Here is a 13233-nt window from a genome sequence, read left to right as displayed (position 1 = left end):
AGGGCAGGATTTCACTCATGCGATGCCGGCTCAGGTGGCCGCGGCGAAAGGGATCTTCGCAGCGCACGGGCTCACCGTGAAGATCGTCGAGTTCTCGGCCGGCTCCGACCTGGTCAAGGCCGTCGCGGGCGGGACTGTCGACGTGGCCGAGGCGACCGGCCTCGACGTGGTGGCCGCGGCGGCCGCCGGGGTCGACCTCAAGGCGTTCTACGGCACCGCGGCCGCCACGCCGATGTCCGTGATCGTCAAGGACGCGTCGCCCGTCAAGGCGCTGCCCGATCTCGCCGGCAAGAAGGTGGGCATCTCCAAGTTCGGCTCGCTCACCGACTTCACCGCCAAGCTGATCGCCCAGCAGGCGCCCGGCGTCAAGCCCGTGCCGCTGGGGGCGCCCTCCGCCAACACCGCCGCGCTCACCAAGGGCGACGTCGACGCGATCATCCTGCCGGTCGAGTTCGCCTACACGATGCAGGCGGCCGGCACCCCCGCCCGCGCGATCCGGGTCGCCGGCCTGACGCCGGACAGCCAGTTCGCGGTGCTCGCCGCGCCGGCCGCCTTCCTCTCGAAGAAAAAGGACGCCGCGACCAAGCTGACCCAGTCCTATACCGACGCCATCAAACAACTCCAGGGAGACGAGGCGGGCACGGTGGCGCTGTCGGTGGCGAAGCTGGGCATGAACCAGGACGTGGCCACCAAGACCTTCAAGGAGCTGGCCGGCGACTTCACCCCGTCCGGCGAGGTCAGCACGGCCGGGCTCAAGGCGTACGCCGATCAGCTGCCCACCCTGGGGATCGCCAAGACAGTGCCGGCGGAGTCCTCGTACTACGACTCGTCGTTCGCCTAAAGCTCAAGTAGAGGTCGAGGTTGAGGGTTTTCGTGCTTCGCGCGGCGGCGGTTGGACTTCTGCTGGTGGTGTGGCAGGTCTTCGCGGGTGGCTATCTCGCGCCGCCGTCCGAGGTCTTCACCACCGGTGTCGCGTACTTGTTCGAGGCCGACACGCTCTCGGGGCTCGGCGTCACCACCGTGCGCTTCCTCGCCGCGTTCGCCCTCACGGCGGTGCTCGGCGTCGGGGTGGGGCTGGTGCTCGGGCGCTCGGGACGGTTCGTGCCGCCGGCCCGGGACGTGTTCAGCGTGCTCTACACGCTGCCGCTGGTGCCGTTCTATCCGCTGTTCGTGCTGTGGCTCGGGCTGGGATTCCGGTCCGAGGTGGCCTTCGGGGCCGTCCACGGTGTCGTGCCGGTGGTGCTCGGGACCATGGCCGCGGCGTCCCGGGTGGACGCCACCCTCATCACCGCGGCGCGCGCGATGGGGGCGGGACGGGCGCGGGCGCTGACCATGGTGGTGCTGCCGGCGATCGTGCCCGACGTGGTGGGGGCGCTGCGGATCGGCGCGGCGCTGAGCCTGCTGGGCGTGCTGCTCGCCGAGCTGATGGTCTCGGTCGACGGGGTGGGACGCGTGATCTCGGCGTTGATCGCCAACCTGCGCGGGGCCGAGGCCGACGCGGTGATCCTGGCGGTCTGCGCCGGGGCGGTCGTCGTCAACGTGCTGCTGCTCAGCGGGGAGCGGCGCCTGTCCCGGTGGCGTTGAACAGCCGACTCATGCGGTCGGCCACGTGGGTGGCGCCGTCGCCCAGCAGGATCGTGTAGTGGTTCACGCCCGGAACCATCTCGGCGCCGGCCGCCGCCAGGGCCGCGGCCGGGTACATGCCGGTCTCCTCGTCCTGCAGGCCGCGCGGGGCGCCCAGCATCGGGAACTCGGCCGGCGCCGGGGCGGTCAGCATGTCGCGGGCGTCCGCGCGGATGGCGTCGATGTTGCAGGACGAGCCGCTCCCCGTGTAGTCCCGCAGGACGTAGTCGGAAATATCCTGATTCCAGGAGCGGCCCAGGGCGGGGTTGCTCTTGAAGAAGGCCAGATAGTCGCCGGCGGTCGGGAACGTCATCGACAGCCGGCGCATGGCGGGCCCGATCGTCGCTGTCAGGGCGGTGTCGACGTCGATCCCCGGCGGCGTGGGCAGGGGCAGGCCGCCGTCGATCAGCAGCACGCCGCGGACCCTGGTGGGGTAGCGGGCGGCGGTCTCGGTCACGACGAAGCCGCCCATCGAGTGGCCGGCCAGGCCCACCCGGGAGGCGCCGAAATGATCGGCGATCGCGACGAGGTCGGCCGCATGCGCGGCCATTCCGAAGGGCCCGGGGAGACTCGCGCTTCGTGCACGGCCGCGCAGATCAGGAGCAATCAGCCGTACGCGTCCCGCAAGCGCCCGCGCGACAGCGGCCCACGAGAGGGCGTTGGCGGTGATCCCATGCGCGGCGATGACCAAGGGGCCGTCGCCGGGCCAGGCCAGCACGCGTAGTTGCCCACCCCGGACCGGGACGTCGATCTCCTCCACGGTCGCAGCCTAGGGAAGATCGGGGCGCGGACACATGTCTGCCGGGCACATCCCAACCGGGCCGGGCATGTGGATCGCCGCCGGGGCGCCACGGTGATCTCACCGGTGGGGTCGTCCCACCCGCGCCGGGGTCAGGCCAGCGCGCAGTCCGGTCGGCGGGCACGCTTCCGGCCGCTTTGCTCTGCTCACCTATACGCACGACGGGCCAGGTGGTGAGTCACCGCGCCGTATCGCCGGGGCGGGCGCGTATGGGTGCGCAGAGCAAAGCCTCAGGGAACGACGTGGCCGGCTGCGGAGCAAGGCCCGATGCCAGCCATGGCGCAGACCGGGCGCGGCTGGGGGTGGCTTGGCTGGAGGTGGCTTGGCTGGGGTGGGCGCGGCATTGCGCGGGCGCGGCATTGCGCGGGCGCGGCGCGGCACAGCGCAGGCGTGGCTGAGGTGGGACGGTGCTCGTCGCGGTCATCCTGGGGCGGCCGCCTCGGCGGCCGGCCTGGGTCTTGGCTCATCTCGAGCCCTCAGCTCCCGCGCCGCGACGTCTCGCGGGATCGCGAAGCCGCCCCGCCCGTTCTGGGTGGGGCCGATTGGAGCACGTGGGTCTGACAACTTCTGGCGGTTGTCCACAGGGCTGTCATGCGGGCTTGGTGGCGAGGACGCGCTCGATGGTGCCGGCCTTGAGGCGCTCGGTCTCGATCACGCGGAAGCCGGCCGCCTCGACGAGGGGGAGCTGGCGGCGGGTGAAGTGTTCGCCGGCGGTGCGGATGGTTATGCGCTCGGCCAGCCGCTGGGCGGCGCGCAGCGGTGGCCAGGTGCTGCGGACGTGATCGACGAGCACCAGGCGGCCGCCGGGGGCCAGGACGCGGTGCATCTCGGCGATCGCGGCGGGCGGGGACGGGATGGCGCAGAGGGACAGCGCGCAGGTGACGGTGTCGAAGGAGGCGTCGGCGTACGGGAGGTGCTCGGCGTTGCCCTCGCGGAGGTCGGCGAGGCGGCCCTCGTCGGCGGCGCGCTTGTGGGCGATGGCGAGCATCGACGGGCTGAGCTCGATGCCGCTGAGCTCGACATCTCTCGGGTAGAAGGGCAGGTTGCGGCCGGTGCCCACGGCTACCTCGAGGACGCGGCCGCGGGCGCGGCTGCCCAGCCACTCGCGGGTGCCGGTGAACCAGATGCGCTCCATGAAGCGGATCTGCCGGTCGTAGGTCGGTGCCGCCTTGTCCCAGACTCGCCGGGCCTTGGCCTCCGGCGTCTCGGAAGCGCTCATCATCCGATAGTGGCCGAGGAGATCACGGATCGACAGGGGTGAACAGCATCATGCGGAGAGCGGCCCCTGCAGGCGGTGCAGGCGCAGGGCCAGTTGCAGGTCGAGGGCGCGGGACGGGGTCTGCCAGTCGGGGCCGAGCAGGTGGCCGATGCGGTCGAGGCGCTGGGTGACGGTGTTGACGTGGACGTGCAGGGACTCGGCGGCGCGGGCCAGGCTGCCGCCGGCGGCGAAGTAGGCCTCCAGGGTCTTGAGCAGCGCGGTGCCGCGGCGGGCGTCGTAGTCGATGACCGGGCCCGCGGCGGCGTGGACGAAGGCGGGGACGTCGCGGCGGTCGCCGAGCAGGAGGCCGACGTAGCCGAGCTCGGTGTGGCTGGCGCCGTCGCCGACGCGGCCCAGGGCCAGCAGCGCGGTGGCGCAGGAGTCGGCCTCGTGGAAGGCGCCGGCGACCGCGGCGGGGGAGGAGGCGGGGCCGGCGCCGCCGGCGGTGACCGGGCGGGAGAGGGCGCGGCCGAGCTCCTTGGCGACGGTGCGGGCGGCGGCCGCGGGGTCGGCGCCGGGCAGGAGCAGGGCGATGCGGCCGTCGCGGCCGGCGGCCAGGCCGCCGCGGGTGGCGGCGAACGTACGGGCCCAGGACAGGGCCCGCTGGCGCAGGCCGCCGGAGGCCTGGTCGGCGGCCGCGACCACCACGTGCGGCTGGTCGAGGGTCACGCCGAGGCGGGCGGCGCGGGAGCGCAGCGCCTCCTCGTCGCGCAGCGGGCCGGCGATCAGGTCGTCGAGGAGCTCGCCGCGCACCTGGCCCTCAGCCTCGGCGACCGTGCGGCGGAACAGCAGCAGCAGCGCGGTGATCTGGGCGGCGCGTTCGAGGATGCGCTGGTCGGCGCCTTCGAGGGGCTTGGTGGGGTGGAACACGAGGGCGCCCAGGTTGTCGGCGCCGGCCGCGACCGCCGCCACGTACGCGTCGCCGCGCTGGACGCTGCGGCCCTCGGCCCGGGACGCGGCGACGGCGGCCGCGAGGTCGACATCGGCCGGGCTCGAGGACGACAGCACGCTGGGCGACGCGGCGGTGGCGAGGGTCCGGCCCTGCGCGTCGAGCACGAGGAGCAGGCCGTCGAGGATGTCGACCAGGTCGGCGGCCACGTCCTCGACGCCGCCGCCGCGCAGGACCAGGGCGGTCATCCGGTCGTGCGCGGCCGCGGCCCGCTCGACCGACGCGCTGTGGGCCTGGATCACCTCGTTGGCGGCGGACAGCTCGGCCAGCGCGGCCTGGGTCTCGGTGAGCAGGCGCGCGGTGTCGATGGCGATCGCGGCGTGGGCGGCCAGGGAGGCGAGCAGGGCCACCTCCTCGCGGGCGAACGGGCGCTCGGTGCGGTTCGCGGCGAACAGCACGCCGATCACCGTGGATCCGAGCAGCAGGGGCACCCCGAGGATGGCGACCAGCCCCTCGTCCCGTACGCCCGAATCGATCTCCTGGGTGTGGTGGAAGCGGGGATCCTTGCCGTAGGCGGCGGTGGAGTAGGGCGTGCCGGAGACGGCGACCAGGCCGCCCAGCCCGGCCCCGGCCGGCAGCCGCAGCGACTGGAAGCTGGCCGCGACCGAGCCGTCGGTGATCCGCATGTACGTGTCGCCGCGCTCGGGGTCGTCGAGCGTCATGTACGAGACGTCGGCGCCGAGCAGCGTGCGGGCCCGGTGCACGATCGCGCGCAGCACCGCGTCGAGGTCCCGGAGCCCGGCGAGGTCGCTCGCCGTGTCGTACAGCGCGGAAAGCTCCTCCTCGCGGCGCCGTCGCCGCTCCAGAAGCTCGCGCACCCGCAAGGCCGCGATCTTGATCTCGTCGATCGCGGCCAGCTCGGACGCGGGCGCGCCGGACTGCCGGGCGGCCAGCAGCGGCCGCTCGAACTCGACGGGCGCGGCCTCGCGGGCGAGGAGGGTGAGGAACTCGAGCATGAGGAGAAAACTAGTGTGCGGTCCACCCACCGTCGATCGTGATCGACGAGCCGGTGATCAGGCGGGCGGCGGGGGTGCAGAGGTAGGCGAGCAGCTCGGCCACCTCGTCGGGCTCGATGAGCTGCTTGATGGCGGCGCGGTCCAGCATGATCTTCTCGATGACCTCGGACTCGGGGATGCCGTTGATCGCCGCCTGGTCGGCGATCTGCTTGTCGACCAGCGGCGTGCGGACGAAGGCGGGGCAGATGCAGTTGGAGGTGACCCCGTGCGGGGCGCCTTCGAGGGCCGTCACCTTGGACAAGCCCTCCAGTCCGTGTTTTGCCGAGACATAAGCGGACTTGTACGGCGAGGCCAGCAGCCCGTGCACCGAGGAGATGTTCACGACGCGGCCCCAGCCCTGCTCGACCATGTGCGGCAGCACCCGCTTGGTGAGCAGGAACGGCGCGGTGACCATGACCTGCTGGATCAGCGCGAACTTGTCGTCGGGGAAGTCGGTCAGCGGCGCGACGACCTGCAGCCCGGCGTTGTTGACCAGCACGTCCGCCGCGGCCGGGATCGACGCGATCGCGCCCGGGTCGCTCAGGTCGGCGACCACGGCCTGCCCGCCGACCTCCTCGGCGACCGCCTCCGCCGCCGCGGCGTCCACGTCCACCACGATCACCGAGGCCTTCGCCGCGGCGAGCCGCACGGCGCAGGCCCGCCCGATCCCGCTGCCGCCGCCGGTCACCAGCGCGGTCCGGCCCGACAGATCCAGTTCGACCACAGTCGTCATGTCCGCGAACCTACGACCACGCGCGGGCCGCCGCACATGTGTGCGCGCCACACACCCGGACGGTTGCCCCTGTGCGGTAGTTTTCAGCCCGCGATGAAAGTCTCCCGACGCGCCCTGCTCGGCGCCGCGCTCGGCTCGCTGGCCGTCACGGCGGGCGGCTGCACCCGGCCGGTCGACCCGGCCACCGGCGGCGCCGACCCCGGCCGGACGCTCGACCTCGGCATCCTCTGGACCCAGAGCGGCGCGGACCGGCGGCCGATCAACGAGAGCATCCGGTTCGAGCAGGGGCTGCGCGTCGGCATGCTGTGGGTGACCAGCCGCACCAACCAGATCGGCGTCCGGACGATCACCGAGGTGAAGGCGGACGACCGGGGCGACCCCGCCGCCGCCGAGGCCGCCGCGGAGGACCTCGTCGACCGGGGTTGCCGGATCCTGGTGGGCGGCTTCACCGACGCGGTCGCGCTGCGGCTGGCCGGGGTCGCCGAGCGCCGCAAGGTCCTGTTCATCGCGGCCACGGCGACGGCCGACGAGCTGACCGGCAGGAACCGGTACACGTTCCGCTCCGGGCCGGAGATCACGCAGCTGCTGCTGGCCGCCAGGACGTACGTGAAACCGGGCGGCCGCCTCGTGGTGCTCGCCGCCGACCGGGCCCGCGCCGCCAAGGCCGCCTCGATGCTCGGGGCGGCCTCCACGATCGTGCTGCCCGCGACGACCAAGGACTTCGCGGCGGTCAGGCGGATCAGGGCCGGCCAGATCTACGTCGACTGGCCCAAACCGGAGCCGAAGCTGTGGGCGGCGATCCCGGCCGGGGTCCAGCCGATCACCATCCTCGGCGCCCGCAACACGTGGTTCCAGTACGGGACGCAGGCCCAGGCGCTGCGGTTCGTGACGCCGTACGTGGACGGCGCCTCGAACAACAACGCGTACCAGGCGCTGCGGCTCGCCGTGCTGAACCGGCGCAGCGACACCGGCCACGCCGAGGGGTTCGCGGCCGCCCAGATGGCCGTCCGCGCTTTCCAATACGGCGCGCAGAGCACCGATGACATGATCGAGTCGCTGGAGGCTCTCGAGTTCGCCGGCGTGAAGAGGGGCCTGACCGTCCGGCCGCGGGACCACCTGCTCGAGCAGGGCGTGTGGGGTGGCCGGCTGACCTGGGTGGGCGCCTCCAGCGCGCTCGCCGCCGTTCCGGAACGCGAGTTCACTCCCGACGAGACCACACCGGCGGTGTCATGAGCGACGACAACCGGCCCGCGACCGTCGCGGACGTGCACGAGATCGCCGAGGCGATGCCGCACGTCACGGTCGAGTGGGGCAGCGGCGACAACCCGGTCTACCAGGTCGGACGTAAGTCGTTCGTGTTCTTCCGCAACCCGCGGCCCGACGCGTTCGACCCGGAGACGGGCGAGCGCTACCCGGATGTGATCGTCTTCTGGGTGGAGTCGCAGGGCGACAAGGAGGCGCTCGTCCAGGACGAGTCGACGCCGTTCTTCACGACGCCGCACTTCAACGGCCACCCGTCGGTGCTGCTGCGGGCGAGCCGGATCCACGAGCTGACCCGGGGCGAGCTGGCCGAGATCATCCAGGACGCGTGGCTCTCCCGGGCGTCGGCCCGCCGGGCGGCCGACTGGCGCGCCGCTAACCAGGTGGAGCCGTGAGGTTGGCTCGTACCGCCTTGCGCAGGTCGTTGAGCAGCCGCCCGCGCTCGCCCGTCCTGGTCGCGAGGACGACGTGGGTGGGCTCGACCCCGTGCAGCGGGATCTCGGTGAGGTCGGGGCGGTAGGACGCGGACCCGGCGGGCACGATGGCCACCACCTCGCCCGACGCGATCAGCTCGGCCTTGTCCTCCAGCGAGGTCAGCACCGGCCCGGTGGCCATGCTGCCGGCCCGCCAGAAGTCGTTCCACGCCGGGTCGGCGGCCATCCGCGGCAGCGGCTCGCCGGCGATGTCGTCGAGGGTCACCGACTCCTTGCCGGCCAGCCGATGGCTCACCGGGATGAGCAGCACCCGCGGCTCGGCGTACAGGACCGTCACGTCGAGGCCGTCGGCGACCAGCGGCAGCCGGCACACCGCCGCGTCCACACGGCGTTCCAGCAGGGCCGTGCGCGGCTCGTTCCAGGCCAGATGCTGGGTGCGCACCTCGGCCTCCGGATGCCGGCGGCGGAGCTGGGCGACGGCCGGGGTGACGATGATGCCGTGCAGGTAGCCGACCGTCAGCCGGGCCGGTGAGGCGGCCGCCCGGGTGTCGGCGACCGCGACCGCGGCCGCCTTCAGCAGCGCGGTGGCGTGCGTCAGGAAGACCTGGCCGGCCTCGGTGAGCCGGGCGCCCTGCGGGGTGCGGTCGAACAGGCGCGCCCCGACCTGCTGCTCGAGGGACCGGATCTGCCGGCTGAGCGACGGCTGCGTGATGTGCAGCGCGAGCGCGGCCCGCCCGAAGTGCCGGTGCTCGGCGACCGCCGCGAAGTACCGCACGAGCCGCAGGTCCACGTCCATGCCTCAAGCGTATTGCGTGATGCGGAACAGGCGTTGGCGCGCACCGGGCCGGTCAAGCCACGCTGGGCGGCATGAACGAGATCTGGGTGCTGGGCGCGGCGGGCCGTACCGGGAGCGCGATCGCGGAGCTGCTCAAGGGCGAGGACCTGGTGCTGGTGGGCCGTTCCGCCGGCCGTCTCGCGGCGGCCACGGGAGGCCGCATCGTTGTCACCGGCAACATCGCGGCCACCCTGGCGGCGGCGAGGCCGAAGGTCGTGGTCAACACGATCGGCCGGCCGCTGCTCGACGGCGGCTACCACTACCTGGACCTGGCCAACGACGTGACGACGATCGGCGACGTGCTCTCCCGCGACGCCGCGGCCAAGAGCGCCGGGCGCACGCTGGTGACGGGCGCGGGCTTCGGGGTGGTCGCGGTCGAGTGCACGGTGTTGCGGCTCTGCGAGGGCAGATCACGGCCTTCACACGTACGCGTCGACGGTCTTGCCATGATCGAGCCCGTCCCCGGGAAGGTCGGTGAGGCGCTGGCCGGGACGCTGGTCGACGCCCTGTCCTCGGGTGGGCGTCGCTATGCCGGGGGCCGGATGGTCCGCAGCCGGCTGGGCGGCCACCACGCCCGCCTGACGCTTCCCGACGGCACAACCGCATCGGTCGTCTCGGTGCCGACCGGCGATCTGATCGCGGCCCATCGGGCGAGCGGCGCGCCGTCGGTCATCGCCGGCAACGCCGAGGTCCCTTCCGGTCTCGCGGCCCGCGCCCTGCTGCCCGCTGCGGCCGCGTTGCTGTCGATCCCGGCGGTCTCGCGGTTCGCCAAGCGCCGCCTGGCCGAGATGGACCCGCCATCCCGGCCTCCGGCCCGCACGCGCTCGTGGGCACGAGCCCAGGCGACCTGGCCCGACGGCGCCATCCGGGAGGCCTGGCTGGAGGCGCCCGAGGGCATGGTCTTCACCGCCGCCGTCGCGGCCGAGGTCGCCCGCCGCCTGGCCCACGACGAGGGCACGCCGGGCGCCTATACGCCGGGCGCGCTGTTCGGCGCTTCGCTGGCCGAGGCCGCAGGTGGCCGGTTCATCGTGTGACACGGGGCTGCAGGGAGCGATGGCGGTCGATACGATCCGTGACATGACTGCCGAAGCTGTGGCGACGCCGGTGGTGCGGGGGCTCCCCCTGGTGGGGAACGCGCTGCGGATGGGGAAAGATCCCGCACAGTTCTTCGTGGACTGCTATCGCGAGTACGGCCCGGTGTGCCGGGTCAAGGTCCTGGGCCGTGAGCACGCCATCCTCGCGGGCCCGGAGGCGGCCGAGTTCATGGGCACCAAGGAGGGGCGCGAGTGCCTGCGCTCGCGGGAGTTCTGGCGCGGGCTGGTCGACGAGTACGGAGCGACCCGCACGCTGCCGGGCGAGGACGGCGAGAGCCACAAGGAACTGCGCGACATCATGCGCCGGGGGTACTCGCGCGAGGCCATCGCGGACCGGCTCGACGAGGTCGTCGCCATCACCGATCGCAACATCGACCGTACGTGGCGGCCGGGCGCGACGGTGCCGGTCGTGCGCTCGATGCAGTTCCTGGTGACCGATCAGCTGGGCGAGCTGATGACCGGCGCCTCCCGGCCCGAGTACGTGAAGGACATCCGGCGCGCGACGGCGTACTTGTTGAACGTCCTTGTCACCCGGCAGCGGCCACGGCTGATGCTGCGCGACCCGCGCTACAAGCGGGCCAAGGCGCGGGTCGCCGAGCTCAGCCGCACGATGATCGACGACCGGTCGGACCCGGGCGAGGACGCGAAGCCGGCGATCCTGATCGACGACCTGGTGCGCGCCAACCGGGAGAACCCGGCGGCGATGCCCGACGAGGACCTGATGATCTGCGTGACCGGACCCTACGTGGCCGGGATCGACACGGTCGCGAACACGACGTCGGCCTTCGTCTACGCCGTACTGAAGCATCCTGAAGTCCTCGAACGGGTGCGCGCCGAGGCGGACCGGCTGTTCGCCAAGGAGAGCATCACCGAGAAGGATCTTCGTGGCATCCCGGCGATCCGCGGGGCGCTGATGGAGACGATGCGCCTCTACCCGACCGCGGTGGTGCAGATGCGCACGGCCACCCGGGACTTCACCTTCCAGGGCCACCGGATCGCGGAGGGCGAGGCCCTCTACGTGGCCACGACCGTGCCGCACTTCCTCGAAGAGTTCTTCCCCGAGCCGATGAGATTCGACATCGATCGGTACGAGAAACCGCGCGCCGAGCATTTGCAGGCCGGCGCCTATTCGCCGTACGGACGCGGGCAGCACGTGTGCCTCGGCAAGACGCTCGCCGACGTCCAGATGCTGGTGACGCTGGCGCGCATGTTCCACCGGCTCGACCTGCGCCTCGAGTCGCCCGATTACGTGCTCGCGCGCCGCACGACGCCGACGCCCGGGCCGGCGATGTCGTTTCGCGTGACGGTCGGCGGTCACCGCAACGGGTGACCCGCATGGACGGGTGTCGCTATGCTGCCGGGGATGTTCGACGATCAGTCCTTGGACGCGGCGCTCCAGCGGATCGACGAGTGGGAACGGTCCGCGACCCAGCGCGCCGAGCAGGCTCAGGAGCTCGCCCGGCGGGCCGCGCAGATCTCCGCGACCGCGCGCAGCCGGGACGGGCTGGTCGAGGTCACGGTCGGCGCCGAGGGCCAGATCCAGCGGCTGCACCTCGACGAGCGGATCCGGCAGCAACCGGCGTCCGAGACCGCCGACCAGATCATGGCGATGCTGCGCGACGCCCAGGGCCAGGTGATCCGGCAGTTCGGCGAGGTCACCGCCGAGACGGTCGGCGCCGAGAGCGAGACCGGGCGGATGCTCATGGAGTCGCTGCGCAAGCGCCTGGGCAGCGAGCCGCATGAGTGACCACTTCCAGGTCAACTCGGCCTCCCTCACCGCCCACGCCGGCGAGGTCGACGGCATCGGCGACGGGCTGAGCGAGGCCGCGTCGGCCGCGCACACCGTGCAGACCGGCACCGGCGCGTACGGGCAGCTGTGCCAGTTCGTGCCGGCCCTGCTCAACGGCCTGCAGCAGGCGATGGCCGACGGCATGACCACCGCCGCCGACTCGGCGCACGACACCGCCGACGCGCTGCGCGCCACGGCCGCCGACTACGACGGGAGCGACGCGGGCGCCGCCGAGAAGATCCGGAACACCCGATGATCCCGAGGCCGCCGCTGGTCGCCGTGGCGAACCCGGGCATCTCGGCCGACCCGTGGGCCGGCGTGTGGATCGCCGAGGACATCGAGACCATCCTCGCCGGGGTCAAGAGCGGCAGCTGGATCGACGTCACGCTGGGCGCGGTGTCGGCCGGCCTGGACGCGCTCGCGTTCGTCTCCGACCCGATCGGCAGCCTCCTGCAGTACGGCGTCGCCTGGATCATCGAGCACGTCAAGCCGCTTTCCGAGGCGCTCGACTGGCTCGCCGGCGACCCCGGTCAGATCTCCGCGCACGCGCAGACCTGGCGCAACATCGCGGGCTCGCTGCGCGACCGGGCCGCCGACCTCGACCGGGCCGTGCGCTGGGACACCGAGGAGTGGAAGGGCGCGGCGGCCGACGCGTACCGGACGTGGACCGGCCAGCAGAAGGACGCCGTCGGCGCCCTGGCCGGCGCGGCCGACACCATGGCGGCGATCACCGAGGGCGCCGGGATGCTGGTGGCCGGCGTACGCATGATGGTGCGCGACGCGATCGCGGTGCTGGTGTCGCGGCTGATCACGTACGCGGCCGAGGAGGTCTTCAGCCTGGGGCTGGCCACCCCGCTGGTGGTCGAGCAGGTCACCACCCTGTGCGCGTCGTGGGGCGCGCGCATCGCGAAATGGCTCAAGGGCCTGATCCGCAGCCTCGAGCACCTGCGCGGGCTCGGCGCCAAGATGGGCGAGGCGATCGAGGCCATCAAGAAGCTGCTCAGCAAGCTCCGGCGCGGCCGGGAGGGCGGCACCGTCCCGTCCGGCACGCCCAACCCGGGCAACAAGCCGCGTGGCCGCCGCACCGACGCCCACCCGACCCGCAAGAAGGATCAGCCGCTGCGCCGGGAGAACGAGTCGGCCGACACGCTCTCGCAACACGGCTACGACGTCGAGCAGAACCCGCCGCCGAAACCGAACGGCAAGGAACCCGATTACAAGATCGAAGGCGAGTACTTCGACAACTACGCCCCGCAGACCGGCAATCTCGACAACATCCGCGGAAAGATGAGCGAGAAAGTTTCCGAGGGCCAGGCCGACCGGCTCGTCCTGAACATGGACGACACGCCCGCCACCATGGACCAGGTCGCCGACATGTTGCGCCGCAAGCCGATCGCGGACCTCAAGGAGGTCCTGGTGGTCAAGGACGGTAAAGTCATCCCCTTCTTCCCGTTCAGTGAGTGA

Annotated in this window: 14 protein-coding genes; 9 read left to right on the top strand and 5 right to left on the bottom strand. The window is 72.6% G+C overall.

Features of this window, described 5'->3' with window-relative positions:
* The first annotated feature begins 22 nt into the window (after positions 1-22).
* Together ACQPZX_RS26390 and ACQPZX_RS26385 are read left to right on the top strand one after the other, a co-directional pair.
* Complete coding sequence (locus ACQPZX_RS26390; protein WP_433360250.1) at positions 23-841, top strand: ABC transporter substrate-binding protein; 819 nt, start codon at positions 23-25, stop codon at positions 839-841.
* A gap of 20 nt (positions 842-861) precedes the next feature.
* On the top strand, positions 862-1584 hold the full coding sequence (locus ACQPZX_RS26385; protein ID WP_433360247.1) for an ABC transporter permease: 723 nt from the start codon (positions 862-864) through the stop codon (positions 1582-1584).
* Here the strand turns inward: ACQPZX_RS26385 and ACQPZX_RS26380 are convergent.
* The 4 genes from ACQPZX_RS26380 to ACQPZX_RS26365 all read right to left on the bottom strand — a co-directional run bounded on the left by ACQPZX_RS26380 (position 1550) and on the right by ACQPZX_RS26365 (position 6357).
* A complete protein-coding gene (locus tag ACQPZX_RS26380) occupies positions 1550-2383 on the bottom strand; it encodes an alpha/beta fold hydrolase (protein ID WP_433360245.1) in 834 nt (277 codons plus the stop codon). The genes ACQPZX_RS26385 and ACQPZX_RS26380 overlap by 35 nt on opposite strands.
* A 628-nt stretch (positions 2384-3011) precedes the next feature.
* Entirely contained in the window at positions 3012-3641 is a 630-nt protein-coding gene (locus ACQPZX_RS26375) for a class I SAM-dependent methyltransferase (protein ID WP_433360242.1), read from the bottom strand.
* A 48-nt stretch (positions 3642-3689) separates the two neighbouring features.
* Positions 3690-5585 (bottom strand): helix-turn-helix domain-containing protein, encoded by a 1896-nt coding sequence (locus ACQPZX_RS26370; protein ID WP_433360239.1) that lies wholly within the window; start codon positions 5583-5585, stop codon positions 3690-3692.
* A gap of 10 nt (positions 5586-5595) precedes the next feature.
* Positions 5596-6357, bottom strand: a complete 762-nt coding sequence (locus tag ACQPZX_RS26365) for a 3-hydroxybutyrate dehydrogenase (protein WP_433360236.1) — start codon at positions 6355-6357, stop codon at positions 5596-5598.
* 93 nt (positions 6358-6450) lie between these two features.
* Between ACQPZX_RS26365 and ACQPZX_RS26360 the strand changes: the two genes are divergently transcribed.
* Entirely contained in the window at positions 6451-7590 is a 1140-nt protein-coding gene (locus tag ACQPZX_RS26360; protein ID WP_433360233.1) for an ABC transporter substrate-binding protein, read from the top strand.
* On the top strand, positions 7587-8012 hold the full coding sequence (locus tag ACQPZX_RS26355; protein WP_433360230.1) for an MmcQ/YjbR family DNA-binding protein: 426 nt from the start codon (positions 7587-7589) through the stop codon (positions 8010-8012). The genes ACQPZX_RS26360 and ACQPZX_RS26355 overlap by 4 nt, the downstream gene beginning before the upstream one ends.
* On the opposite strand, the gene ACQPZX_RS26350 is transcribed toward ACQPZX_RS26355, so the two are convergent.
* A complete protein-coding gene (locus ACQPZX_RS26350) occupies positions 7993-8847 on the bottom strand; it encodes a LysR family transcriptional regulator (RefSeq protein WP_433360227.1) in 855 nt (284 codons plus the stop codon). The two genes, ACQPZX_RS26355 and ACQPZX_RS26350, sit on opposite strands and share 20 nt — an antisense overlap.
* Positions 8848-8918: 71 nt before the next feature.
* Between ACQPZX_RS26350 and ACQPZX_RS26345 the strand changes: the two genes are divergently transcribed.
* Genes ACQPZX_RS26345 through ACQPZX_RS26325 form a run of 5 tightly spaced genes read left to right on the top strand, consistent with a single transcriptional unit; the run spans position 8919 to position 13233 of the window.
* Positions 8919-9920 carry a hypothetical protein gene (locus tag ACQPZX_RS26345; RefSeq protein WP_433360225.1) on the top strand — a complete coding sequence of 334 codons (1002 nt, stop codon included), beginning with the start codon at positions 8919-8921 and terminating at the stop codon, positions 9918-9920.
* 43 nt (positions 9921-9963) lie between these two features.
* Positions 9964-11310, top strand: coding sequence for a cytochrome P450 (locus ACQPZX_RS26340; RefSeq protein WP_433360222.1), 1347 nt, complete (start codon positions 9964-9966; stop codon positions 11308-11310).
* A gap of 33 nt (positions 11311-11343) precedes the next feature.
* Positions 11344-11727 carry a YbaB/EbfC family nucleoid-associated protein gene (locus ACQPZX_RS26335; RefSeq protein ID WP_433360219.1) on the top strand — a complete coding sequence of 128 codons (384 nt, stop codon included), beginning with the start codon at positions 11344-11346 and terminating at the stop codon, positions 11725-11727.
* Positions 11720-12025 (top strand): type VII secretion target, encoded by a 306-nt coding sequence (locus tag ACQPZX_RS26330; protein WP_433360216.1) that lies wholly within the window; start codon positions 11720-11722, stop codon positions 12023-12025. The genes ACQPZX_RS26335 and ACQPZX_RS26330 overlap by 8 nt, the downstream gene beginning before the upstream one ends.
* Entirely contained in the window at positions 12022-13233 is a 1212-nt protein-coding gene (locus tag ACQPZX_RS26325; RefSeq protein WP_433360213.1) for a hypothetical protein, read from the top strand. Before ACQPZX_RS26330 ends, ACQPZX_RS26325 begins: the two co-directional genes overlap by 4 nt.

It is taken from the genome of Actinoplanes sp. CA-142083 (assembly GCF_050942195.1).
Classification (GTDB): Bacteria; Actinomycetota; Actinomycetes; order Mycobacteriales; family Micromonosporaceae; genus Actinoplanes.
This window is presented reverse-complemented; position numbering and strand designations above follow the sequence as displayed.